22 protein-coding genes are annotated in these 24171 nt (G+C 64.4%); 6 read left to right on the top strand and 16 right to left on the bottom strand.

Annotated features, from left to right (window positions below):
- Positions 1–946, bottom strand: a 946-nt coding sequence (locus AC04MI_RS14325) for a hydroxymethylglutaryl-CoA lyase (protein WP_476498024.1), incomplete at its 3' end; no start/stop codon positions are given.
- A gap of 118 nt (positions 947–1064) precedes the next feature.
- Between AC04MI_RS14325 and AC04MI_RS14320 the strand changes: the two genes are divergently transcribed.
- From AC04MI_RS14320 to AC04MI_RS14310, 3 genes are all read left to right on the top strand, one after another.
- Positions 1065–1967, top strand: a complete 903-nt coding sequence (locus tag AC04MI_RS14320) for a LysR family transcriptional regulator (protein ID WP_099729820.1) — start codon at positions 1065–1067, stop codon at positions 1965–1967.
- Positions 1968–2172: 205 nt separating this feature from the next.
- Complete coding sequence (locus AC04MI_RS14315) at positions 2173–2481, top strand: winged helix-turn-helix transcriptional regulator (protein ID WP_015013381.1); 309 nt, start codon at positions 2173–2175, stop codon at positions 2479–2481.
- Between the two features lie 155 nt (positions 2482–2636).
- Positions 2637–2996: an FKBP-type peptidyl-prolyl cis-trans isomerase gene (locus tag AC04MI_RS14310; RefSeq protein WP_476498023.1), complete on the top strand. Its 360-nt coding sequence runs from the start codon at positions 2637–2639 to the stop codon at positions 2994–2996.
- Positions 2997–3139: 143 nt separating this feature from the next.
- Here AC04MI_RS14310 and AC04MI_RS14305 read toward each other — a convergent pair whose 3' ends face one another.
- The 4 genes from AC04MI_RS14305 to ppsA form a co-directional block, all read right to left on the bottom strand.
- Positions 3140–3664 carry a hypothetical protein gene (locus AC04MI_RS14305; protein WP_099729819.1) on the bottom strand — a complete coding sequence of 175 codons (525 nt, stop codon included), beginning with the start codon at positions 3662–3664 and terminating at the stop codon, positions 3140–3142.
- Between the two features lie 124 nt (positions 3665–3788).
- Positions 3789–5885, bottom strand: coding sequence for a VC_2705 family sodium/solute symporter (locus AC04MI_RS14300; protein ID WP_436077912.1), 2097 nt, complete (start codon positions 5883–5885; stop codon positions 3789–3791).
- Complete coding sequence (locus AC04MI_RS14295; RefSeq protein WP_056061890.1) at positions 5878–6222, bottom strand: DUF4212 domain-containing protein; 345 nt, start codon at positions 6220–6222, stop codon at positions 5878–5880. The genes AC04MI_RS14300 and AC04MI_RS14295 overlap by 8 nt, the downstream gene beginning before the upstream one ends.
- A 67-nt stretch (positions 6223–6289) precedes the next feature.
- On the bottom strand, positions 6290–8680 hold the full coding sequence (ppsA, locus tag AC04MI_RS14290; protein ID WP_476498022.1) for a phosphoenolpyruvate synthase: 2391 nt from the start codon (positions 8678–8680) through the stop codon (positions 6290–6292).
- Between the two features lie 264 nt (positions 8681–8944).
- On the opposite strand from ppsA, the gene ppsR reads away from it, so the two are divergent.
- Positions 8945–9766: a posphoenolpyruvate synthetase regulatory kinase/phosphorylase PpsR gene (ppsR, locus tag AC04MI_RS14285; protein WP_056061884.1), complete on the top strand. Its 822-nt coding sequence runs from the start codon at positions 8945–8947 to the stop codon at positions 9764–9766.
- A gap of 185 nt (positions 9767–9951) precedes the next feature.
- Here the strand turns inward: ppsR and AC04MI_RS14280 are convergent, their stop codons facing one another.
- On the bottom strand, positions 9952–10881 hold the full coding sequence (locus AC04MI_RS14280; RefSeq protein ID WP_436077914.1) for a LysR family transcriptional regulator: 930 nt from the start codon (positions 10879–10881) through the stop codon (positions 9952–9954).
- Positions 10882–10992: 111 nt separating this feature from the next.
- On the opposite strand from AC04MI_RS14280, the gene AC04MI_RS14275 reads away from it, so the two are divergent.
- Positions 10993–11979, top strand: coding sequence for a 2Fe-2S iron-sulfur cluster-binding protein (locus AC04MI_RS14275; RefSeq protein WP_436077915.1), 987 nt, complete (start codon positions 10993–10995; stop codon positions 11977–11979).
- Between the two features lie 178 nt (positions 11980–12157).
- Here AC04MI_RS14275 and maiA read toward each other — a convergent pair whose 3' ends face one another.
- The 8 genes from maiA to AC04MI_RS14235 form a co-directional block, all read right to left on the bottom strand.
- Complete coding sequence (maiA, locus tag AC04MI_RS14270) at positions 12158–12796, bottom strand: maleylacetoacetate isomerase (protein ID WP_436077916.1); 639 nt, start codon at positions 12794–12796, stop codon at positions 12158–12160.
- Positions 12797–12822: 26 nt separating this feature from the next.
- A complete protein-coding gene (locus AC04MI_RS14265; RefSeq protein ID WP_436077917.1) occupies positions 12823–13824 on the bottom strand; it encodes a Bug family tripartite tricarboxylate transporter substrate binding protein in 1002 nt (333 codons plus the stop codon).
- 55 nt (positions 13825–13879) lie between these two features.
- The gene (locus tag AC04MI_RS14260; RefSeq protein WP_436077918.1) at positions 13880–15004 is read right to left on the bottom strand and encodes a cupin domain-containing protein; all 1125 of its coding nucleotides are present in this window, start codon (positions 15002–15004) and stop codon (positions 13880–13882) included.
- Positions 15005–15034: 30 nt separating this feature from the next.
- Entirely contained in the window at positions 15035–15751 is a 717-nt protein-coding gene (locus AC04MI_RS14255; protein ID WP_436077919.1) for a fumarylacetoacetate hydrolase family protein, read from the bottom strand.
- Positions 15752–15841: 90 nt separating this feature from the next.
- Positions 15842–17137 (bottom strand): NAD(P)/FAD-dependent oxidoreductase, encoded by a 1296-nt coding sequence (locus tag AC04MI_RS14250; protein WP_436077920.1) that lies wholly within the window; start codon positions 17135–17137, stop codon positions 15842–15844.
- 37 nt (positions 17138–17174) lie between these two features.
- The gene (locus AC04MI_RS14245; RefSeq protein WP_121420634.1) at positions 17175–17498 is read right to left on the bottom strand and encodes a non-heme iron oxygenase ferredoxin subunit; all 324 of its coding nucleotides are present in this window, start codon (positions 17496–17498) and stop codon (positions 17175–17177) included.
- Between the two features lie 9 nt (positions 17499–17507).
- Positions 17508–17981, bottom strand: a complete 474-nt coding sequence (locus AC04MI_RS14240) for an aromatic-ring-hydroxylating dioxygenase subunit beta (RefSeq protein ID WP_476498025.1) — start codon at positions 17979–17981, stop codon at positions 17508–17510.
- Positions 17982–17986: 5 nt separating this feature from the next.
- Complete coding sequence (locus AC04MI_RS14235) at positions 17987–19312, bottom strand: aromatic ring-hydroxylating dioxygenase subunit alpha (RefSeq protein ID WP_436077921.1); 1326 nt, start codon at positions 19310–19312, stop codon at positions 17987–17989.
- A gap of 616 nt (positions 19313–19928) precedes the next feature.
- Here AC04MI_RS14235 and AC04MI_RS14230 point away from each other — a divergent pair.
- Positions 19929–22541, top strand: a complete 2613-nt coding sequence (locus tag AC04MI_RS14230; RefSeq protein WP_476498021.1) for an AAA family ATPase — start codon at positions 19929–19931, stop codon at positions 22539–22541.
- Positions 22542–22922: 381 nt separating this feature from the next.
- Here the strand turns inward: AC04MI_RS14230 and AC04MI_RS14225 are convergent, their stop codons facing one another.
- Positions 22923–23321: a hypothetical protein gene (locus AC04MI_RS14225; RefSeq protein ID WP_094291724.1), complete on the bottom strand. Its 399-nt coding sequence runs from the start codon at positions 23319–23321 to the stop codon at positions 22923–22925.
- A gap of 72 nt (positions 23322–23393) precedes the next feature.
- Positions 23394–24171 (bottom strand): efflux RND transporter permease subunit (locus AC04MI_RS14220; RefSeq protein ID WP_476498020.1); only part of this gene is annotated, 778 nt, incomplete at its 5' end.

Below are 24171 nucleotides of genomic sequence, written 5' to 3'. Positions count from 1 at the left end.
GTGCGGCATTCTGCGGCAGCCCGGCCTGCCAGAGGGTGCCATGCAGGGTCTCGCCCGCCAACCATCCGGCCACGCGCTGGCGCAGCGCGAGCAGCGCAGTCACATCGATGCCGGTGGCAATGCCCATGCGCTCCAGCATGAACACGAGGTCTTCGGTGGTGACATTGCCGCTGGCGCCCGGCGCGTGCGGGCAGCCGCCGATGCCCGCCAGGCAGGCATCAAAGCGGGTGATGCCTGCCTGCCAGGCGGCATACACATTGGCCAGGCCCATGCCGCGCGTGTCGTGGAAGTGCGCGCAGGCCAGGCGGTCGCCCACAAGCGCACTTGCATTGCCAAACAGGCGGGCGACCGCAGCCGGGTCAGCATAGCCCACGGTGTCGGCCAGGCTCACGCGGTCAGCGCCCGCATCCAGCAGCGCCTGCATCAGGCGCAGCACTTCGCTCTCAGCCACCTCGCCCTGCAGGGTGCAGCCAAAGGCCGTGCCCACGCCGCCCTCGATCAGGGTGCGGCTGCCGCTCGCGTCGCGCAGTGATCGGATACGCGCGACCTCGGCCACCACCTCGTCGGGGGTCTTGCGCAGGTTGGCCAGGCTGTGGGCGTGGCTTGCGGACAGAGGCACGATCATCAGGTCGGCGCCCTGCTCCAGCGCGCGCTCGGCGCCTTTGATGTTGGGCACCAGCACCGAGGCCACCAGGCCGGGCAACGTTTTGGCGTGGGCCAGCACCTCGGCCGTGTCGGCCAGCTGGGGCAGCAGCCGGGCGGGCACAAAGGAGCCCACCTCGATCTCGCGCTGGCCGGCGGCGTAGGCAGCGTTGATCCATTCGATCTTGTGCGCGGTGGACACCACCGTGGCGATGCTTTGCAGGCCGTCGCGCAGGCCGACTTCGCGGACGATGGCACGGGCCACCGGGGGCTGCTGGTCGGATGGGATCGGTGAGGTGTGCACGGGATGTCTCTTTCGGGTGGGTCTGGGCAAGATTCTAAAAATTCCCGAATGAATCAGAAAATACATCTCGGAAGCCGCAACATTCCCAAAAGGAACATCACAACCATGGAGGTTTGCCATGCGCGACCTGGACTTGCAGACCCTGCGCCTCTTTGCCGCCGTGTGCGAGCAGCGCAGCATCGCGCGTGTGGCAGAGCAGGAGTCCATCGTGGGCTCGGCGATCAGCAAGCGGCTGGCGCAGCTGGAAGACACGGTGGGCACACCGCTGCTGCTGCGCAAGCGCCGGGGCGTGGTGCCAACGCCTGCCGGCGAGACGCTGCTGGAGCATGCCCGCACCATGCTGGCCAGCGTGGGGCAGATCGAGCGCGACATGGCCGCCTACGCCACCGGCACGCGGGGCCATGTGCGCATGCTGGTCACAGCCTCGGTCATGGCCGAGTCGCTGGCCGACGATGTGGCGGCCTTTCTGCAAGACCCGGCACACCGCAACATCCAGATCAGCCTGGAGGAACGCGTGAGCCCGGACGTGGTGCAAGGCGTGCGCGACGGCAGCGCGTCCATCGGCATCTGCTGGGACGCAGCCGACCTGTCGGGCCTGGAAACCAGCGCCTACCGCAGCGACCACCTGGCTGTGGTAGCACACGAGTCGCACCCCGTGGCCCAGCTGCAGAGCGTGCGGTTTGCCGACGTGCTGGAGCACGAATTCGTCAGCATGCCCGCGCTCAGTGCAGTGCAGGTGCTGCTGGCGCGTGCCGCTGCGGTGGAGGGAAAAATGCTGGCCCACCGCGTGCTGGTGTCCAACTTTGACGCCGCCTTGCGGGTGGTGCGCGCCAACCTCGCCATCAGCGTGGTGCCACGCGAAGTGGCCCAGCCTTTTGCCCAGCTGGCACCGGTGCGCATCGTCCCGCTGAGCGACCCCTGGGCCCAGCGGCGCTTTGCCATCTGCTACCGCAGCGCCCAGTGGCTGCCCCCCGCGGCACAGTTGCTGGTCGCGCATCTGGCGGGGCTGGGACGCAGCTGACAGGGGCCGAAAACCGTGGCCCTGTCGCAACAGTTTGATACGCAACACTGTATTTTTCGCCACTAGCGCATGTGTGCTGTGCGTTCTGAGCTACTAAACTTGTAGCAAAATGGGTTCCGCGCTATAGTCTCAGCGCATCAGCGGGCCCGGTTGACGGCCACCCGCACTGAATCCAGATCCAACACTTGCGCGAGGAGAAGCGTCCATGAGCTCCAAAGAAAATGCTTCCATCAACCAGCTTTTCGAGAAACTTGAATGCCGCTATGCGCTGCGCGTGCTGTGGGCCCTGAAGGACGGCCACCCCCAGACGTTCCGCCTGCTGCAGGACAGCGTGGGTGGCATCACCCCCAACACGCTCAACACCCGCATCAAAGAGCTGCGCGAAGCCGGTTTTGTGGACCATGGCAGCGACGGCTACACCGTCACCCCCTCGGGCGCTGACCTGCTCAAGCGCCTGTCGGACGTGCAGGCCTTTGCCACCCGCTGGGTAGCAGGCCGCGCCAAGAAGGCCTGAGCCCCCTTCCCTCCCCCTGCTCGCCCTGCCCCGCAGGGAAAAGCCCCGCCGGACCTCCGCGCGGGGCTTTCGTTAAAATAGGGGTCAAAATAGCTTCAAGCGCAATCAAAACATGCGCCTGAAGCTATATTTTTAATAGCAAACAAGGAACTCCCATGGCACTGACCACCACTGCATCCGGCCTGCAATACGAAGACACCACCGTGGGCGAAGGCGCCGAAGCCACCAAGGGCCAAAACGTGTCGGTGCACTACACCGGCTGGCTGTACAACAACGGTGAGCAAGGTGCCAAGTTCGACTCCAGCCGCGACCGCAACGACCCTTTTGAATTTGCACTGGGCGCCGGCATGGTCATCAAGGGCTGGGACGAAGGCGTWSMMGGCATGAAGATCGGCGGCMAGCGCACGCTGATCATYCCCGCCGCCTTGGGCTATGGCGCACGCGGYGCRGGCGGCGTGATCCCCCCGAACGCCACGCTCAAGTTCGACGTGGAACTGCTCAAGGTGGGCCGCTGATCTCAGCCCCCTTCCGGTCTACATCGGCAAAACAAAAGCGGCCCTCGGGCCGCTTTTTTCATGCCCGCGCATCTTGCAAACGGGCTTTGGCTGGGGAGCCCTCAGACTCCTATCCATCAAGACCAGTCCGGAACCCCGGGGCCTCAATCAAACAGCGCCTTGTCCAGCCGCTCGAACTTGGCATCACCCACCGCCTCCCGGATTTTGGGGGCCAGTGCCGCCAGGTCTTCAAAACTGCCTGCGCCCTCCACCGCGAGGTTCAAGCGAAACCCGCGCAAGCCCAGCGCCGCCGTCAGCTCCGTGGCGATGGGATACGCCGCCTGGTAGCGCTCCATCGGCGAACGCCCCGAGCCTTCGACGGGCGACGCCACCGTGCCCAGATCGGTGGCGGGAGCTTCTGCCAGCGTGGCGGAGGCGAGGGATGCACTGGCAGCAACGGAGCCCACGACTGCAGCAGCCATCTGCCCCCCCACCGGCGCCAACAGCCCCTGGGCGATCATGGCCTGCACATCGTCCTGCGTGATGCCCATCGCCGCCGTGGCCGCCAAAATCTCCCCCGTGGTGCGCTTGCCGTCAAAAAGAATGAAGGCCGAGCGCTGGCGCGAGCTCAAGCTGCCGTGACGGTCCTTGAGTGCTTCCTGGCCTGCGGGGGTTTTGACGAGAACCATGAGTCTCCTAGTAGTGAGCAATGGTGGGGAATGCCGCAAGGCTATCACCTGCAAACCAGAATCCCATGTTTTGGCACCTCTGCAAATCGGGGTTTACACATAACCCCCGCGCAGTGCCAACCCCTCACATCTCCGAGCGAATGCGAGGCAGCGGCGGTGCAGGCCGGGTGATCCAGCTGACCACCAAGGTGACGAGCAGGCCACAGGGCACACCAAACACCCCGGCCGAAATGGGCTGGATGCCGAACCACAACCCATCGGCCAGCAGCCAGCGCGGCAGCACGTGCATGGCGGGCACATGCGACAGCATGTAGTACACCGTGATGGCAAGCCCGCCCAGCATGCCCGCCACCGCGCCTTGCCGCGTGGTGCCCCGCCAGAAGATGCCCAGCACCATCACCGGCACAAACGCCGACGCCGCCAGCGAGAAAGACGCCGACACCATGGGCAGGATTTCAGACGGCTTGAGCGCCGCCACAAACGCTGCCGACAAGGCCACGGCGAGCAGCGTGAACTTGGTCAGGATCACCCGCTGCTCGGGCGACGCCTGGCGGCGCGTGTCCTGAAAATACAGGTCGCGCACGAGCGCATTGCTGATGGTGAGCAGCAAGCCGTCGGCCGTGGACAGCGCCGCTGCCAAGCCCCCTGCCGCCACCAGGCCCGACACCACGTACGGCAGCCCGCCCAGTTCGGGCGTGGCCAGCATGATGAGGTCAGCCCCCAGACGGATCTCGCCAAACTGGATCAGGCCATCGCCGTTCACGTCTTCCACCGACAGCAGCGAGCTGTCCACCCGCGCCCACTGCGCCATCCAGGTGGGCAGGGCCTCAAAACTGCTGCCCACCAGGTTCTGCATGACCTCGAACTTCACCAGCACCGCCAGCGCGGGCGCACTGAGGTACAGCAGCGCAATGAAAAACAGCGACCAGCCCACCGACGCACGGGCCGCAGACACCGTGGGCGATGTGTAGTAGCGGGTCAGCAGGTGGGGCAGCCCGGCGGTGCCCACCATCAGGCAGAACATCAGCGCCAGAAAATTACGGCGCGTGAGCTCGTAGTCGCGTTGCTCCTCGGGGGTGCCGTGGGGGTCGCCGGCATAGGCCTGGCTGTGGGGCGGCAGCCCGCCCAAAGGACGCGCGCGCTCGTAGTTCTCGCGCATTTCGCGGGTCCAGCGCTCGCGGGCAGCTGCCGCATCGCGGGGCAGCGCCGCCAGCTCGCGGCTGGCGGAGACGATCAGGCCCACATCAGCGTTCTGCGCACGCAGGGCCCGGATGCGCTCACGGCCCTTTTCGCGTTCACGCTCCAGGGCCGCCTCCACATCCTGCAGGCGCGCTTCGAAGTCCTTGGCGCGCTGCAGGTAAGCCTGCACCACCTGGTGTTCGGCCGGGGAGTCGAGCAGCTGTGCCTCCAGGTCGGCAATCTTGCTGATCTGCGCGCCATATACCAATGGCGCCAGCGGGTTGCCCAGCTGCTTGTACGCCAGCCACGACACCGGGATCATGAACGCCAGCAGCAGCACGACATACTGCGCCACCTGCGTCCAGGTGATGGCCCGCATGCCGCCCAGGAACGAGCACAACAGCACCCCGCCCAGGCCCAGCATGATGCCGATCTCGAACTGCACGCCGGTGAGGCGCGACGCAATCAGCCCCACGCCGTAGATCTGCGCCACCACGTAAGTGAACGAGCACAACACGGCTGCCAGTGCGGCGATGACACGCGGCCAACGCCCGCCAAAACGCACATGGAAAAAATCGGGAATGGTGTACAGCCCCATGGCCCGCAGGTGCGGCGCAATCAGCATGGCGACCAGGCAGAAGCCCCCTGTCCACCCCAGCAGATAGGCCAAACCACCGGCCTGCCCCGGCGTGCCCGAAAAGCCCTGCAGGTACAGCGCGCCCGACAGGCTGATGAACGAGGCCGCACTCATCCAGTCGGCCGCCGTCGCCATGCCGTTGTACATGGGCGGAATGCGCCGCCCTGCCACGTAGTAGTCCTCAGGGTCCGTCGTGCGGCCGTACACGCCGATGCCGGCGTACACCATGACGGTGAGAAACAGAAAAATCGGGCCGATCCAGTGGCGCGACAGCCCCTGGTGCTCAGCCCAGGTCATCAGTGCCAGAAAGCCCAGCACCCCAGCCACGTACAGCGCCAGGATGCGGTGCAGCCGCCACAAATAGGCGCGGTCCGCCTCGGCGCTGCCTAGCTTGCGCTCAGCCATGGGCGCGGTCTTCTGCGGGAGGGGCGGAAAGCTCCAACGCCTCGCGTTGCTGCTGGTCCTGCCGCTCAAAGTGGTTCATGGCCCAGCCGTAGGCGACCACGATGGCGATGAACACCAGCACAGCGCCCTGCGCCGCAATCCAGTAGCCCAGAGGCCAGCCCCCCACCACCAGTACCTGCAGGTCGCGGGCGAAGTAGGTGGCCCCAAAAGACACCAGGGCCCACAGCAGGAGCAAACCTGCTTTGAGCCACAGGTGGCGCACGTCGTGCAAGTCGGGGGGAAACGGCCCCGCCATCTCGGCGTCGGCGGGGCGCGTAGCGGGCTGCTGCAACGGCATCACTGGCGCGGCATCACGGACGCGATGGCGGGTGGTGCAGTTGGCACATGGCAGCCCGGTCGGTGCGTCAGCCTGCCAGTTGCTGCCAGGTGGCAATCACGCTGTCGGGGTTGAGCGAAATTGACGAGATGCCCTCCGTGGCCAGCCACTGCGCAAAGTCAGGGTGGTCGCTGGGGCCCTGGCCGCAGATGCCGATGTACTTGCCCTGCGCCAGGCAGGCTTTGATGGCCTGGTGGATCAGTGCCTCGACAGCCGGGTCGCGTTCGTCAAAGTCCTGCGCCAGCAGCTCCAGGCCCGAGTCACGGTCCAGGCCCAGCGTGAGCTGGGTCAGGTCGTTGGAGCCGATGGAGAAGCCGTCGAAGAACTCCAGGAAACGCTCGGCCAGGATGGCGTTGCTGGGCACTTCGCACATCATGATGACCTTGAGGTCGTCCTTGCCACGCTGCAGTCCATGGCTGGCCAGCAGCTTGGTCACGCGTTCGGCCTGGCCCAGCGTGCGCACAAACGGCACCATCACCTGCACGTTCGTCAGGCCCATGTCGTTGCGCACGCGCTTGAGCGCCTCGCATTCCATCGCAAAGGCTTCGCCGAAGTCTTCGCTGATGTAGCGGGCCGCGCCACGGAAGCCCAGCATCGGGTTTTCTTCCTCGGGCTCGTAGCGGCTGCCGCCGATCAGCTTGCGGTATTCGTTGGACTTGAAGTCCGACAGGCGCACGATGACGGGCTTGGGCCAGAAGGCGGCCGCAATGGTGGCCACGCCTTCAGCGACCTTGTCCACATAGAACGCACGGGGTGACGCGTGGCCGCGCGCCACCGATTCCACGGCCTTCTTCAGGTCGGCGTCGATCTGGGGGTAGTCCAGGATCGCCTTGGGGTGCACGCCGATGTTGTTGTTGATGATGAACTCAAGCCGCGCCAGGCCCACGCCTTCGTTGGGCAGCTGGGCAAAGTCAAACGCCAGCTGGGGGTTGCCCACGTTCATCATGATCTTGGTCTTGATGGGAGGCATCGCGCCGCGCTGCACTTCGGTGACTTCGGTTTCGAGCAGGCCGTCGTAGATCTTGCCCGTGTCGCCCTCGGAGCAGCTCACGGTGACCAGCGTGCCGTCTTTCAGTCGCTCGGTCGCGTCGCCACAGCCCACCACGGCGGGAATGCCCAGCTCGCGCGCAATGATGGCGGCGTGGCACGTGCGGCCACCCCGGTTGGTGACGATGGCGCTGGCACGCTTCATCACGGGCTCCCAGTTGGGGTCCGTCATGTCGGTGACCAGCACATCGCCCGGCTGAACCTTGTCCATCTCGGAAATGTTGTGCACCAGGCGCACCGGGCCGGTGCCAATCTTCTGGCCGATGGCGCGGCCCTCGGCCAGCACGGTGCCCTGGCCCTTGAGCTTGTAGCGCAGCTCGGCCTGGCCCTTGGCCTGGCTCTTCACGGTTTCAGGSCGYGCCTGCAGGATGTAGAGCTGGCCGTCGGTGCCGTCCTTGCCCCACTCGATGTCCATSGGGCGGCCRTAGTGYTSYTCGATCACCAGCGCGTAGCGGGCCAGTTGCTCCACGTCGGCGTCGSTCAGCGARTAGCGGTTGCGCTGCTCGGTGGGCACATCAATGGTCTTGACGAGCTTGCCGCTGGCGGCCTTTTCCTCAGGCGTGGAGAACACCATCTGGATCAGCTTGCTGCCCAGGTTGCGGCGGATCAGCGCCTTCTTGCCTGCCTGGAGCATGGGCTTGTGCACGTAGAACTCATCGGGGTTCACGGCGCCCTGCACCACCGTCTCGCCCAGGCCGTAGCTGCTGGTGATGAASACCACGTCCTCRAAGCCSGAYTCGGTRTCGATGGTGAACATCACGCCGGCSGCGCCMAGGTCSGAGCGSACCATGCGCTGCACRCCSGCCGASAGSGCCACCACRTCGTGCKCGAAGCCCTTGTGCACRCGGTAGSWRATGGCGCGGTCGTTGTACAGCGACGCRAASACTTCCTTCATCTTGTGCATGACTTCGTCGATGCCCACCACGTTCAGGAAGGTTTCCTGCTGGCCGGCAAACGAAGCGTCGGGCAGGTCCTCTGCCGTGGCGGACGAGCGCACGGCAAACGAGGCGGCGGGATTGCCAGCGCTCAGCTTGGCAAATTCATCAGCAATGGCCTTTTGCAGGTCGGCTGGGAAGGGCTGGGCCTCAACCATGGCGCGAATCTCGGCACCGACCTGTGCGAGGGCGCGCACGTCCTCGGTATCCAGGCTTTTGAGCTTGGCGCTGATGCGGTCGGCCAGGCCGTCGTRGGCCAGGAACTSGCGGAACGCRTGSGCSGTGGTSGCRAAGCCCGTGGGCACSCGCACGCCCTGCGGCARYTGSGAGATCATYTCGCCGAGGCTGGCGTTYTTRCCGCCRACSGMCTCGACRTCGGTCATTCTCAGGTTTTCAAACGGTACGACCAGGGCGGTCGGGCTGAAAAGTGCAGACATGGGAAAGCTCCAGAAGTTGAAACCGGGTCTGCGCGCCTGCCCCCTGAGAGCGATGGGCGAGCGGCCATGCACAGGCTGCAGCTTTGTCGTTGTGGTTGTAGGCCGACGGTGTGCATGGTGAGAATTGGATAATTGTGACAATTGTAGGCCCGCGCATCTGGCAACGGGCTGACGCTTTCACGCGACTGACGCAAATCGGGGAATTGCCACTTCTTTGTGGTGTCCACCCCGCTGGCGCAAGCCGCATCCAAAAAAAGGGGCTCCATGCACTCGCGCACCGTATTTTTTGTCTCTGACGGCACCGGCATCACCGCCGAAACCTTCGGCAACGCCATCCTGGCCCAGTTCGAGATGAAGCCGCGCCATGTGCGCCTGCCCTTCATCGACACCGTGGACAAGGCGCACCAGGCGGTGCGGCAGATCAACCACACCGCAGAGGTCGAGGGTAAAAAGCCCATCGTTTTCACCACGCTGGTCAACATGGACGTGCTCAAGGTCATCCAGGAGGGCTGCAAGGGCATGCTGCTGGACATGTTCGGCACCTTTGTGCACCCGCTGGAGGAAGAGCTGGGCATCAAGTCGCACCACCGCGTGGGGCGCTTCAGCGACGTGAGCCGCAGCAAGGAATACACGGACCGCATTGAAGCCATCAACTTCAGCCTGGCCCATGACGACGGCCAGAGCAACCGCGACCTGGCGGGGGCCGATGTGATTCTGGTGGGCGTGAGCCGCAGCGGCAAAACCCCTACCAGCCTGTACTTGGCCATGCAATGTGGCCTGAAAGCCGCCAACTACCCCCTGATCCCCGAGGATTTCGAGCGCCGCCAGCTGCCCCCGGCCCTGGTGCCGTTTCGCAGCAAGATCTTTGGCCTGACCATCAGCCCCGACCGCCTGGCCGAGATCCGCGCCGAGCGTCGCCCCAACTCCAAATACGCCAGCATCGAAAACTGCCGCGCCGAAGTGGCCGAGGCCGAAGCGATGATGCGCCGCGCGGGCATCCGGTGGCTGTCCACCACCACCAAATCGATTGAAGAGATTGCGACGACCATCCTGCAGGAGGTGCGGCCGGAGCGGCTGGTGTATTGAACAGCGTAGGGTGACAACGCTGCCACCAACCGACAGCCACCAACCCCTCGGAGGGGCGATCAGAATGTTGAATAAAAACCCGGCCTACCGCTTCACTTACAAGAAAAGCAAGCTACAGATAACATAGCAATTTCTAAGAGAGCCAACGGCGCAACCTGGTGTGCGCCGCTGGCTCGCCCCACAGATCACGGTAACCCACCGCCAACGGTACCGTCGCCCCCAAACAGCTCAAACACCATCCCGCGCAGCCACTGATTGACGGGTTCGCGGTGCACCTTGGCGTGCCAAAACACGCTGATGGGCGCGTCAGGCAGTTTGACGGGGTGCGTGCGCACCACCAGGCCAAAGGGCTCGACCAGCTTGAGCGCCAGCCGCTCGGGCACAGTCGCCACCAGCGCCGTGCTTTGGAGGATGTGGCCCACGCTCACAAAGTGCGGCACGCTCAGCCGCACCAGGCGGTCGATGCCGGCCTTCTGGATCAGCTCGTCCACCTTGCCGTGCCCCGTGCCTGCGGACACGATCACCAGGTGCTCAGCCGCTTTGTAGTCCGACAGCAGCAGCTTGGGCCGGTCCAGCGCATGGCCCTTGCGGAACAGACACACATAACGCTGGCGGAACAAGCGCCGTTGGAAAAATCCCGCTTTCAGCTGCGGCAGCAGGCCGATGGCCAGGTCCACCTTGCCAGCCTCCATGTCTTCGCGCAGATGGGCCGCGTTGTTGCGCACGGTGTTCAGCGTGACGCCAGGTGCCTCCCGCCCCAGGCGCTCCAGCAGCGCGGGCAAAAAGACGATCTCGCCAATGTCTGTCATGCCGATGGTGATGGTGCGCTTGAGCGTTGCGGGCGTGAACTGTGTGCGCTGGTTCAGCCCGCTGTGGATCATGCCCAGCGCATAGCCCACGGACTCGCCCAGTTGCTCGGCAAAAGGCGTGGGCACCATGCCGCCCGAGGTGCGCAAGAAAAGCTCGTCGCCAAAAATGCGCCGCAGCTTGGCCAGCGCATTGCTGACCGCAGGCTGCGTCAGCCCCAGGTTGTCGGCCACCTTCGACACGCGCCGTTCGACCATGAGTTGCTGAAACAGCACCAGCAGGTTCAGGTCGATATCCGATAGCTCCATCGCCACACTCCATCAGCTCGGGTGATATGAAGTGGCGATGGTATTGCAGCCAGTGATTTGCAGGCGCAATTCTGGGCACAATCGCCCGCATGACCTTGAACGCAGCCCGCCATGGACATCCTCGTTCAGCCGCTTAACCGCGTGATCCGCGCCGAGCCCGGCGTGAACCTGCTCGACGCCCTGCGCGCGGCGCAGGTTCCGATGTCGTATTCGTGCCTTTCTGGCCGCTGCGGCATTTGCCGTTGCCGGGTGCTGTCGGGTGAGGTGCTCGATGGCGGGCGCGAGCAGCAGCGCCCGCTGGACGGCGTGGACGGTGCCGTGCTGGCCTGCCAGACCTATGTGACCGAGCCCTGCACCATCGAAGTACCCGCCCCCGGCGAAGCCGTGGTGCACCGTGCGCGCGTGGCCAAGGCCACCGTGGTGGCCATCGAGCCACTGGCGGCAGACATCCGGCGCCTGCTGCTCAAGGTGGCAAAACCGATTGCGTTTTCACCAGGCCAGTACGTGCAGTTGGGGTTCACGCCGACGCATGTGCGCCCCTACTCCATGGCAAACCTGCCGGGCGAACCACTGCTGGAGTTTCATGTGCAACTCATGCCCCAGGGCCGGGTCAGCGGCTACATTGCCGGGCAGCTGAAGGTGGGGGACAAGGTCAAGGTCAGCGGGCCGCTGGGTGCGGCGTATCTGCGCCAACAGCACACGGGGCCCGTGCTGTGCGTGGCTGGGGGCACCGGGCTGGCGTCGGTGCTGTCGGTGGTGCGCGGCGCGGTGGCTGCGGGCATGCGCAACCCCATTCACCTGTACTTCGGCCTGCGCTCGCCGCGCGAGCTGTATGGCCTGGCATGGCTGGACCATCTGCGCAGCGTGCACCCTGCCCTGCAGGTGCATGTGGTGGTGGCCTCGGGCGCCGACTCTGCCACGCAGCGGCGCGGGCTGGTGACCCAGGCCATCGAGCAGGACCATGCGAGCCTGCAAGGCTGGCAGGCGTACCTGTGCGGATCGCCGCCGATGGTGGAAACCACCACGCTGCTGGCGCTGGGCAAAGGCCTGGAGGCGGCTCACCTCCATGCCGAGGCTTTTTACATGCAGGGCGACTGATTCCGTCTCCAAATCATCCGTGTCGTTGTTGCTTCGCCTTGCCGTGCTACAGCACTGTCTGCAGCTTCGCGCCTAGACACGAATGATTTGGAAACGGAATGAGGTTCGTGGAGTCTTCTGAATCCACTTGAACCGCTCACTCAGCGCGGTCGAAGCGCCGCGAGGGGCTTCGACAGGCTCAGCCCGCATCCGGCTGCGCGCTGGGCGCCGCCTTGCGGAACGCTTCCAGTTGCGCGCAGGCCGCGTCCACCGCCTGCACCAGCGGCCAGCGCGCCAGGTCCACCTTGAAGCGGCGCGCGCTCTCCACCTGCGGAACCAGRTACACATCGGCCAGCGTGGGGGTGCTGCCAAAGCAGAAGTCACCGCGCTGCGGGTCCTTCGACAGCAGCGCCTCGATGGCATCAAAACCCGCGCTGATCCAGGTGCCGCACCAGTCGTTCACCGCCGCCTCGTCGGCACCAAAGCGGTGACGCAGCGCCTCCAGAATGCGGCGGTTGTTAATGGGATGGACGTCGCAGCCCACGATGGCGGCCAGGGCACGCACCTGGGCGCGATCGCCTGCATCGCCGGGCAGCAGCGGTGGGGTGGGATAGCGCTCTTCGAGCCACTCGATGATGGCGGGCGACTGGATCATCAGGCGCTCATCGGCCTCCAGCACGGGCACGAACTGCTGCGGGTTGATGGCCTTGAAGGCATCTCCCAGATGCTCCTCACGCCGCAAGTCGACCGCAATCTGCTCGTAGGCCAGCCCCTTGAGATTGAGCGCGATGCGCAAGCGGTGGGAGGTTCCGCTGCGGAAGAAGGAATAGAGCTTCATGGTCAGTCTCTGTGTCAGTCCCTGTGTCAGTCCAGGGCAATCTTGGCGCGCTTGACGACTTCACCAAACGTGCGCGAATCGCGTTCGATGGCCTTGGTGAGTTCGGCGGGCGGGCCAATGTAGGGCTCAAACCCGAAGGTCGCCAGGCGCTCCTTGACCTCTGAAGTGGCCAGCACCTTGCCCACGTCGGCATTGATCTTCTCGATGGCGGCCTTCGGCGTGCCAGCAGGCGCGAACAGGCCCACCCAGGTCTTCACTTCAAACCCGGCCGGGCCGCCCGCTTCGCCCATGGTCGGAATGTCGGTGAAGCCCGCCAGACGCTGGGGTGCGGCCAGCGCCAGAAATTTCACCTTCTTGGCCTGGAACATCGGCCCGGCCGTCGCTGCCGTGCCAAACGCCCACTTGATGTCGCCTGTGGCCACAGAGGTGTAGACGCTGCCCATGTCCTTGTACGGCACATGCATCATCTTTGTGCCCGTTGCTGCCTCCAGACTTGCCGCGCCCACATGGGCCACGCTGCCGATGCCCCAGGAGCCGTAGGTGATGTCGCCCGGCGCCGCCTTGGCCGCCTTGATCAAATCGCCCACATCCTTCCAGGGCGAGTTGGCCGCCACCACCACAAAGAAGTTCGTGAAATACACCGGAGCGACGGGCTCGAAATCTTTGATCGGGTCATAGGGCAGTTGCTTGAACACATGCGGCTGCAGGGCCATGTGCGTGTTGTCCACCTGCAGCAGCGTGTAGCCATCTGGCGCAGCGCGCTTGGCATCGCCGATGGCGATGAAACCGTTGGCACCCGGCTTGTTGTCAATGACGAGTTGCTGCCCCCAATTGCGCGACAAGCGCTCGCTGAGGATGCGCATCACCGCATCGGGGCCGCTGCCGGGCGAATACGGCGCGACGGAGCGAACGGGTTTGGCGGGGAAGGTCTGCGCCACGGCGTCGGGCACGCTCGCGGCGGCAACAAGGGCCAGCGCGCAGAGCGCCAGGGCAGGTCTCAAAATCTGTGAACGAATGGCGGTCAGCATGGGGGGGGTGTCTCCTTGGTTTTATGAAAGCCGAATCCGGCTGGTGAGTGATGGATCAAACAGTGACTTGCGCACGGTGGCTGTGCAGCGCCTCAAAAATCGGCGCATCGCTGAAGCGGAACAGGTCGAGCGCGCCAGCGGCCGATGCCTGGGCCGAGAACGGCTGCCACGACGGCACCACAAACAAGTCGCCCCGCGCCACCTGCCAGGTGCACTCACCCACCGTGACAGTGCCGCTGCCGTCAAACACCTGGAACACGGACGAACCCACCTCGCGGTGCACCCGCGTCGCGCCGCCCGCGCGCACGCGGTGCATTTCGGTCCGCATGGTGGGCAGCACATCGGCGCCGGTGGTGGGGTTGGTAAAGCGCACCGCTGCATGCCCGGGGCTCAGCGTGCCCGCCTGGCCTTCGTCTTCCAGCGCCAGCTGATCGGCCAGCGCACAGTCGGTGTCCACCCAGCGGTAGGCCAGCAGGGGCGTGGCGGGCTGCGCCTGCACCATCGATACCGGGCGCAGGCCAGGGTGGCCCCACAGCCTTTCGGAGTACGAGCGCTCGGCGGTGGTGCGCTCGGCGGGCGGGAGCTTCTCGCGCCCCACTTCGAAGAACTGGCTCTCGGTGTAGTACGAGAACGGAATGTCCAGGCCGTCGATCCAGGCCATGGGCTCGGTGGCAGCGTTGTGGTGGGCATGCCAGTTCCAGCCGGCCTGGGGCAGAAAGTCGCCCCGCGACATGCGCACGGCATCGCCATTCACCACGGTCCACACGCCCTCGCCTTCCACCACAAAACGAAACGCGTGCTGCGTGTGCCGGTGCTCGGGGGCGTCTTCGCCGGGCATCAGGTACTGAATGGCGGCCCACAGCGTGGGCGTGGCAAAGGGGCGCCCACCCAGCGCCGGGTTGGCCAGCGCAATCGCACGGCGCTCCCCGCCACGGCCCACAGGCACGATGGCGCCCGCCTGTGCGGCCAGGGCCTTCAAGCGGTCCCAGCGCCACAGGTGCGGCACGGCCTTGGATTGGGGCTGGCGGGGCATCAGGTCGCCAATCTGCGTCCACAGCGGCACCAGCAGCTCTTGCTCAAAGCCCCGGTACAGCTGCTCCAATTCGGGCGTCGGATCGGGCTGGCCCTTGCCCGCAACGGCGTGCAGCCGCACGGGGGACGGCGTGAGGTCGGTGGTCATGGTGGGGTTGTCTCCTGGATGTGGTTTTTCTTATTCCGCCGGGCCAACGTGGAGCACAATGCTGCCCACGCCTTCAATGTGGCCTTCAATGCGGTCGCCTGCCAACACGGGGCCTACGCCCTCGGGCGTGCCGGTAAAGATCAGGTCACCCGGCTGCAGGTGGTAGAACTTGGACAGGTCGGCAATCAGCTCGGAGATGTTCCAGATCAGCTTGGACAGGTCGGACTTCTGGCGCACGGTGCAGTTGACCGACAGCTCCAGGTTGCCCTGGCCCAGCACCACCTGCGGCATGGGCACGATCTCGGAGACCACGGAGGACTGCTCCACATCCTTGCCCAGGTCCCAAGGCCGGCCCTTGTCACGCGCCACCAGTTGCAGGTCGCGGCGCGTCATGTCCAGGCCACAGGCATAGCCGTAGATGAGGCTGGGCGCATCCGCCTCGCTCACACGAAAACCGGGCGCACCAATGGCCAGCACCAGTTCCATTTCGTGGTGGTAGTTCTGTGTGCCGGGTGGGTAGGCCACGGTCGCGCCAGACTCGACCAGCGTGGACGGCGCCTTGGTGAAATAGAACGGCACCTCCACCGCCTTGTCCACCGGGCGCCCCATCTCAACCGCATGCGCGTGGTAGTTGCGGCCCACAAAGAACAGCCGGTGGATGGGCAGGCGCTCGCTGCTGCCACGCACAGGCAGCGAATAGACGGGGGGCGGGGTCCAGAGGTAAGTGGTTGACGTGGTTGCGGTCATCGGTGGTTTCCTTAGCGAGTTGTCGTGTTCGGTTTCTTGTGAGTTTTGGTGGGGATGCATGCCTCGGTGCTGCGCGGCATCAAGCYGGGTTCACAGCTTTGCCATCGGCGTGTTCAGGTCGGCCAGCCGCTCGGCATCCACCGGCTTGCGCTGCTCGATCAGCCTGCGGGCAAAGCGCAGGTCACGCGCTGCGTTGGCCCCTACGGCGGCCTGCACCACATCGCCCGCTAGGTAAAACAACACAAAGCTGCCGCTGGCCGGGTCGCCGCGCTGCACCACGCGGTGCGCAGGCGTGGGCATGCCGTAGATCTGCAGGTTCATGCCGTACTGGTCGGACCAGAACCACGGCAGCGGCTGGTAGTCCACGGCCTGACCCAGGGCCGAGCGCGCGGCGGCCATGCCTTGCTCCTGCGCGTTCTGCCACGATTCAAGCCGCAGGCTGCGGCCTGCCCAGGGGCTGGGCGCCACGGCCACATCGCCCGCAGCCAGAATGTCGGGGTCGGACGTGCGGCACTGGGCATCTACCCGCACGCCGCCATCGCAAGCCAGGCCCGCCTCGCGCGCCAGTTCGTCGTTGGGCACCAGGCCAACGCCCAGCACAATGGTGTCGCACGCCAGCGCGCTGCCATCGGCCAGCAAGACCTCCGAGCGGCTATCTGCGCCGTCTGCACCATCTGCAGCGTGGGCAAAGCCCCGCACCCCCGCGCCCAGCAGCACGCGCACGCCCTGGGCGCGGTGCAGCGCCAACAGATACGCCGACACCTCGGCGGGCACGGTGCGCTCGCACAAGCGGCTTTGCGTCTCCACCACCACCACCTCCGCGCCCTGCTGGCGTGCGGTGGCCGCTACCTCCAGGCCGATCCAGCCACCGCCCACCACCACCACGCTGCGGCCAGGCCGAAGGGCCGGGGCCAGCGCCTGCGCATCTTCAATGGTGCGCAGCGTGTGCAGCGGCACCTGGTCTGCCCCCGGCAAGGCAAGCCACCGGGCGCGCCCGCCGGTGCACAGGATGAGCTTGTCGTAGGGCTGCGCGGTGCCATCCGACAGCAGCACCTGCTTGGCCGCGCGGTCAATGCGATGCACCTGCACACCGGGCCGCCATTGCACCGCCAGGGCGTCAAAGGCCTCGGGCTTCATGAGGCGCGTGGTCTCTGGCGCGGCTGCGCCCGATAGCACCGTCTTCGACAGCGGTGGCCTCTCGTGCGGCGGGTGGGCTTCTTCACCGATCAGCACAATCTGGCCCGCAAAGCCTTCACTGCGCAGCGTTTGCGCGGCCCAGCCACCCGCTTGGCCCGCACCGACGATCACGATGGTGTGGGCCGGGTGGGCGTTTGCGCCTTCATACGGCAATGCAGCGGCCTCGACCTCAGGTCGTTCGGCAGTCATGGGGGTCTCCTTGAGAGGGGTTGCTGCGCTCAGCTTCTCAGTCCAGGGCCAGCCACACTCGGCCGCCCTCGATCTTCACGGGGTAGCTGCGCAGCGGCTCGGTCACTGGCGCACAGGTGGGCTGGCCTGATCGCACATCAAACTTGCCCTGGTGCAGCGGGCATTCGATCTCGTGCCCTTCCAGAAACCCATCGCACAGGCGCGCATGGCCATGGGTGCAGATGTTGTCGGTGGCAAACACCTCGCCGCCCACGCCATACAGCGCAATGTCGCGCCCGGCCACGGCCAGGCCGATCACGTCATCCTGCGGCACATCGCCGTGCGCGGCGGCGTCAATCCAGTTGGTTGTCATCGTCGTCATGGCGGCTCCTCAGATGGGGTAGATCAGCGAGTTGGGGATCATCTCGCTGTCGTAGACGACCAGGCGCGATGCGAACTTCAGCCCCTCGGGCGTGGGCACCACTTCATCGAGCGTGCGCCCCACGTTGAACACCGTCGATYCCTTCGACAGGCGCGTGCGCAGCACCGCATAGTTGGCCTCGCAGTGGATGCAGCCATCTGCATCCACCTTATGCACCAGCGGCGCACCCACCACRTGGCGCTGGTAGTAGGGGTCGTGGAACAGSGTCTCGYGGATGCCGTAGACGCGGTCYTTCAGCATGCCCTTGCTSTCRAACGMCAGCGTGGCCAGCGGRAASCCGCGYTCGTGGTTYTCGCGCGGCTGCAGCTTGTACACGCAGTGGTCGATGAAAAACTCAGGCCACGCCTCCCAGTCCGCCGCGTCAAGTGCGCGGGCGTAGCAGGCGTAGAGCTGGTTCAGTTCGAAGTAGGTCTGGAAGTCCATCATGGTCAAGCCTCCGCCTCCATCACCTTGCGCCAGTATTCGTACATGCCCCGGATCAGCGTCTCGGTCACCATGTGGTCCGTGTCGCCCACCTCACGCCCGCCCAGCTCGGCCAGCGTGCGGTGCGCGGGCTTGGTCTCAAAGCCCTCTTGCGACCACTCGATCACCTCTCCATCGTCGGCCGACACAAAGCCCGCCGGGCCGAACAGATTGGCCTGGCGCAGGCGGCGCTGTGTCATCTCCTCGCTGTCGTCCTCAAAACCGAAGTGCGTCCACACAAAATCAAAAGCGCCCTTGCCATCGGGCTGGATGTGGCGCGTGGACACGCTGTTGACCTGCTGCTGRAAGATCACGCTSGGGAACACGGTCATCATCACCGCCGTGGGCACCGACGCCCCCGCGCTCGGCGCCGCAGCGCCCTCCCCGCTGGCTGCCGGGGCCGGCCCCGCCCACCAGTCCTCCTGCGCAATGTCCAAAAAGCGCGGGTCGTTCAGCTCCATGCCCGCCTTGAAGCTGGACACCTGCGTCACATCGGCCGCCTTGCCCGCCGCGCCGCGTGTGGACACCATGGCCGCGTGGCGGTGCTGCGCATCCATCAGCAGTTGCGACTTGTTGTCYGCRCGCCAGAGSCCRAAGGTRACGAACCASGTGTGCAGCAGGCCSGGGTGGTASGGGTCCTTGATGTTCTCYTGCATCAGCTTCCAGTTGCCSGGAATGCGCTGGCGGTTGTAGCCSAGGATGGTGAGCTTGCGGCCATTGAACAGCCGGTCAAAGTAGCCCAGGATGGTGGGGCCCAGAAACTCCTCCAGCGGCTCCACGCTGTGGTCAAACGACGCAAACACCACGCCGCCACGGGTAGCCACCCTGAGCTTGGTCAGCCCATGCTCTGCCGGGTTGAAGTCCGCTGGCATGCCGCCATTGACCTTGCCATCCTGCTTCACGCCACGCCGAAACGGCACACCCTGCAAGTCGCCCGACAGGGTGTAGTTCCACTGGTGGTACGGGCAGGTCAGGCTCTCGCGGTTGCCATGCCGCTCGCGGCAAAACGCCATGCCCCGGTGGGCGCAGACGTTTTCCACCACATGGATCGAAGCATCCTTGTCACGCACCAGCAGCACCGAGCGCTCGCCAATCACCGTGCGCTTGAAATCCCCCGTGTTGGGAATCTCCGCCTCCAGGCCGACATAACACCAGTGCCCGTTGTAGAACAAACGGTCCAGCTCCTTGCGGTACAGCGCCTCATCGGTATAGGCCTGAAAGGGAATGCGGCTGGTGCCGTCCGTCTCCCAGCGGATCTGCTGCGGGAACACGGTCACGGGGCATTCATGCATGGGCGTCTCCTTTGTTTTTTGTCATCGCGAGTCAATCAGTCGATCTATCAATTCATCCGTCTTTCGGTGCCGGTGCGGATGCACCCAGCGCCTGGGGACCGATCATTCGCGCTGCAGCAATATCAGTCAATGGAACGCTGGTGATGTTTCACATCACTGAGGTGAATATGACTCTGACGGAGGAACAGGAGATTGCTGGGTCATTTGGCGATGCAAGGCGCGCAGGGCCGCGCCGCACGCAGGTTGCGTGAGCGGGACAAACGGGAGCGGGTACTGGGGGCGGTCGGCCGAGAACCATCTACCGATGGGTCTGGGCCGGGCGGACGGCCTACGTAGCAGGAAGCCATTGGGAACAATGCTCAGCCGATGGGGGCTGGGCTATGCGCGGCATTTCAGATTAGCTCAGATCAGCAGGGGCGACTTGAAGTCGGCTTTGCAGCGATTGCCGCTCTTCGCCCCCCGGCCGAGTAACGTTGACAGGCACCAAGCGGTCGCAGACGGCGTCGACCGTGTGCATCATGAAGATCGCCACCTCGCTGAGGGTGACATACCATCTTCAAGCCGGAACAAAAAGGTCAACTCTCTCCGGCGACACCGCAATCAAAGGAGGTAGATGGTGACGATTCTTCAAGAAATTCATGCTTGGTCGAAGGGCCTCCCCGCCTGGCAGCAAGACGCCATCGCACGCATCTACGCGAGCCGCGATTTGAGCGCTGAGGTAGTTGGAGATCTGTACGCCCTCGCCAAGAGCGAGGTAGGAATCGAAGACCCGGAGCATCGCCAACCCAAAGCACTAAACGATGCGCAGGTGGCAGCCCCTTCCGACCCGGCCCGACTCGTGCAACTGCTTGCGATCAAGGAACTTGCAAACGTAAATGCCTTGGCTTCGGGAGGCAGTCTCCCCATCGCAGAAGCTGGCTTAACGGTCATCTACGGTGAGAATGGGGCCGGCAAGTCGGGTTACTCAAGAATCCTCAAGCACGCCTGCCGTGCACGCGATCAGCGCGAGACCATTCTTCCCGACGCGAAGCTGGATCCAGCCAAGGCTGGGAAACCCTCGGCAAAGTTTGACGTAACCATCGATGGAGCCAAGTCTGAACTGGCGTGGACAGTTGGCAGCACTCCTCCGGAGCCGCTATCGGAGATCGCCATCTTCGACACCCACTGCGCCAGGGCGTATATCGACAATCATGGTGACTTCGCATATCGCCCCTATGGCCTAGACATCCTGGAAGGCTTGGTGGGGCTCTGCGGGAAGCTGCGAGTCCTGGCCACGCAGGAGAAGGCAGCCAACGCGCCTACCAATGCACCATACGCCGCCATTGCAACGCAACAAACATCGGTGGGGCGGGCCTTGCTTGCCATTCCAGGTGCGACCAAAGCCGTCGACATTGAAGCTCTCGCCACACTTTCCGAGGCTGAAATCGCACGGCTGGAGTTGCTGACCAAAACCCTATCTGAGACGGATCCCAAGCAGAAGGCACAGGCCTTGAAGCAGCGGGCGGGGCGATTGCAGGAGCTAAAGGGGCGCATTGATCTCGCCATGTCTCTGATCGACAGCGCCAAGATCGCAGCTCTGCGGACACTGATTGATAAGTCTAGAGCAGCCAAGGCAGCAGCCGATCTCGCAGCCGCCGACTTTAGGGCGAAGGACGGGCAGTTGCCTGGAACAGGTGGCGAGGAATGGAAGGCTCTGTTCGAGTCCGCCAGAGCTTTCGCAAGGACTTCGCATCCTGATCACCAAATAGGCCAACTCCCCGAGGGCGAATCCTGCCCGCTGTGCCAAAACGTATTGGGCACTGAAGGCTCAGCGAGGATGTCGCGCTTTGACGCTTTTATTCAGCAGGATTCCGAAGCGCAGGCCAAGAGGACTCGAACCGAGGCCGAAGCAGCCTATAGGACTTTGCAGGCAGCCAACTTGAACTTGCTGATCGGGGCAGCCCTTGCCGAGGAGTTGAAGGAGATCGATGCGGCCCTTGCCGATCAGTGCTCAGTTCTGCAAACCTGCCTCACCACCCGCCAGCGACAGACCATGGAAGCTTCCGCAGGAAAGTTTGCTTGGGAGCAGGTTCAGCCCATGGCCGACGACCCTCGCGGCAATCTGGAGGCGCATGCCACCAGCCTGATCGAACAGGCCACGGCCCTTGAGGCCACCGCCGATGAGAAGGCGAAGGCCGCCATGACGCAGGAAAAGCTGGAGCTGGATGCCCGCAAGCGCCTCGCCGAAATCAAAGCGGCGGTGCTAGACGCAATCGCTAAACACGATCTTTGTGCGAAGCTGCAAGCGTGCATTGACGCAATGGATACGCGCGCGATATCCCGCAAATCGACGGAGCTCTCGCGGACTATGGCCAGCCAAGAACTCGCCGATGCGCTCAATGCTGAGCTTCGCTGCCTCAAAGTCCATGAGCTGTATATCGGCATGAAGCCCGAGTCCCCAGGTGGCAAAACTCAATTCAAGCTGACGCTGCAGCTTCCCGGAGGTGGCGCGCCATCCGCAGTCCTAAGCGAAGGTGAGCAACGCGCGATCGCCATCGCTTCCTTCTTGGCGGAAATCAAACTGGGAAAGGGCAAAGGAGGCATTGTCTTTGACGACCCCGTCTCCTCACTTGACCATCGACGCCGTTGGGAGGTGGCAGACCGCCTCGCGCAGGAATCCAAAGTCAGGCAGGTGATCATCTTTACCCACGACATCTACTTCCTCGCAATCTTGGAACAGAAGGCTGAGGCCGTCGGYGCATCGCTAGCCAAGAACTACATCCGAAGGACTGCCAACGGCTTTRGCGTCCACTCCCAAAGCCTCCCGTTCGATGTCGAAGGAACCAAGGCACGTGTGGGTCAATTGCGGCAAATGCAGGTTGACGCCCAGCGAGCCAAGAAAGACGGAGATGATGACCGCCATCGAATGCTAACGACCACGGCCTACGGAAGACTGCGCCTAGCCTGGGAGCGTTGCGTCGAAGAGGTACTGTTCAATGGCGTTCTCCAACGCTTTGGCGAAGGCGTGTCTACGCAAAAACTCAAAGCCGTTGTAGTGACTGACGATGACTACAAACAGATCGAAGCCGGCATGTCGAAGAGCTCGAAGTTCGAGCACGATGCGGCAAGCCCAGTTGGACGCCTTCCGATTCCGGATCCTGAAGAACTCTTGGCAGACATCGAAAGCCTTGAAACTTTCCGCGTAGCTGTGGACAAACGTAATCGGCAAGGAATCCCAGCGCGGGCATGAGCAAGTCAGTCCAGAGGCGCGATGTATACATGGCCTCACTGAGCATCAGACCAAGTACCGACTCAGTGCAGGCTCGTATTGAGTGGGGCAGGAGGCACGCGGCAAGGAGGCCAGACACTCCGTCACCCAAAAACCTAGCCATTCCCACCCACAGAAGCCCAGCACCAACCATTCCACTACAAATTTAATAGCTATAAGCGCAATACAGACAGGCGGTAGAGCCCAATTTTCTTCAAATTTCAGCACACCGCACCACTGAAACCACGCACGCACCGATCTCGCCGGTGCTCAAGGCGCACTGCCACTGAGACAGGCCAAACACCACCACGCCAGCAAAAGCAAGCGCGGCGGCGCGTAACGCGCTCTATCTACGGCTGCGGCTTACTTCACCGCAAACCGCACATTCGCCGCCTTCTTGCCCGGCAGCGTCACCAGCGCCACCACCTTGGTGCCTGCTGCGACCTTGAAGATGCCTTTGGTTTCGAGCCTGCCCTCGCCTGCCGGTACAAGCACAGCCTCGGATTTTTCGGTGCCGTTGAGCAGGGTGAGCTTGGCGCTCACGCCCTCCGTCTTGGCGGGTTTGCCGTGGTCGCGCAGGTGCAGGGTGATGGTGTCGGGCTTGGCGACGAGTTCGTAGTCCATGTCGTTGGCTTCGGCCACGATGCCGCCGTGTTGGGGCTTGTGGTCGTGGCCTGCGCCGTGGTCGCCAGCTGCATGGGCGGCGGTGGTGGCCACAGCTGCGAGGGCCAGGGCGGCGAAAAGTTGGCGGGTGGTTTTCATGAGAGTCCTTTCAAAGGGTGAATGAAAAAGCAAACGAACAAATAAAGAGAACAAAAACAAAACAAGAAAGGCTCAGAACGCCTCGGCGTTCTTGTCGTCCAGCAGGCGTTCGGCGTCTTTGCGGCCAAACAGCCAGAACAGGGCCGGGGTGAGGAAGGTGTCGAGCAGCGTGGAGCTAATGAGGCCGCTGAAGATGACCACGGCCACCGGGTGCAGGATTTCGGTGCCGGGGCGTTCGGCCTCCAGCAGCAGCGGGGCCAGGGCGAAGGCCGTGACCAGGGCGGTCATCAGCACGGGGCTCAGGCGCTCCAGCGAGCCGCGCACGATCATGGCGGTGTCAAAGCGCTCACCCTCCACGCGCATCAGGTTGAGGTAGTGGCTCACCTTCAAAATGCCGTTGCGCACCGAGATGCCCGCCAGCGTGATGAAGCCGATCAGCGCCGCCACTGACAGCGGCTGACCCGACACCCACAGCCCCAGCACCGCGCCCACCAGCGCCAGCGGGATGTTGGCCATGATGAGGGCCGACAGCGTGGCCGAGCGGTAGCGCGTGTACAGCACCACAAACATCAGCACCAGCGAGACGATGGCCAGCAGGCCCACCAGGCGGCTGGCTTCTTCCTGCGCCTGGAACTGGCCGCCCAGGGTGATGAAGTAGCCCTCGGGCAGGCGCGTGTCGCCCACGGCCTGGCGGATGTCGGCCACCACGTCGGACAGCGCCCTGCCCTGCGCGTTGGCCGAGAGCACGATGCGGCGCTTGCCGTCGTCGCGGCTGATCTGGTTGGGGCCGTCGCCCTCTTCGATGGTGGCCAGGCGCGACAGGGGCACGGGGCCACGCGGCGTGTCGATG

The organism is Acidovorax sp. LjRoot204 (genome assembly GCF_056175785.1).
This window is presented reverse-complemented; position numbering and strand designations above follow the sequence as displayed.

Bases quoted from the DNA above. Each gene is read 5' to 3' on its own strand.
- AC04MI_RS14295 (WP_056061890.1), bottom strand. From the start codon at position 6,222: ATGCCGTTGCAGCAGCCCGCTACGCGCCCCGCCGACGCCGAGATGGCG.
- AC04MI_RS14305 (WP_099729819.1), bottom strand. From the start codon at position 3,664: ATGGTTCTCGTCAAAACCCCCGCAGGCCAGGAAGCACTCAAGGACCGT.
- AC04MI_RS14275 (WP_436077915.1), top strand. From the start codon at position 10,993: ATGGACATCCTCGTTCAGCCGCTTAACCGCGTGATCCGCGCCGAGCCC.
- AC04MI_RS14250 (WP_436077920.1), bottom strand. From the start codon at position 17,137: ATGACTGCCGAACGACCTGAGGTCGAGGCCGCTGCATTGCCGTATGAA.
- AC04MI_RS14300 (WP_436077912.1), bottom strand. From the start codon at position 5,885: ATGGCTGAGCGCAAGCTAGGCAGCGCCGAGGCGGACCGCGCCTATTTG.
- AC04MI_RS14255 (WP_436077919.1), bottom strand. From the start codon at position 15,751: ATGACCGCAACCACGTCAACCACTTACCTCTGGACCCCGCCCCCCGTC.
- AC04MI_RS14280 (WP_436077914.1), bottom strand. From the start codon at position 10,881: ATGGAGCTATCGGATATCGACCTGAACCTGCTGGTGCTGTTTCAGCAA.
- ppsR (WP_056061884.1), top strand. From the start codon at position 8,945: ATGCACTCGCGCACCGTATTTTTTGTCTCTGACGGCACCGGCATCACC.
- AC04MI_RS14260 (WP_436077918.1), bottom strand. From the start codon at position 15,004: ATGACCACCGACCTCACGCCGTCCCCCGTGCGGCTGCACGCCGTTGCG.
- AC04MI_RS14315 (WP_015013381.1), top strand. From the start codon at position 2,173: ATGAGCTCCAAAGAAAATGCTTCCATCAACCAGCTTTTCGAGAAACTT.
- AC04MI_RS14265 (WP_436077917.1), bottom strand. From the start codon at position 13,824: ATGCTGACCGCCATTCGTTCACAGATTTTGAGACCTGCCCTGGCGCTC.
- AC04MI_RS14225 (WP_094291724.1), bottom strand. From the start codon at position 23,321: ATGAAAACCACCCGCCAACTTTTCGCCGCCCTGGCCCTCGCAGCTGTG.
- AC04MI_RS14245 (WP_121420634.1), bottom strand. From the start codon at position 17,498: ATGACGACGATGACAACCAACTGGATTGACGCCGCCGCGCACGGCGAT.
- AC04MI_RS14320 (WP_099729820.1), top strand. From the start codon at position 1,065: ATGCGCGACCTGGACTTGCAGACCCTGCGCCTCTTTGCCGCCGTGTGC.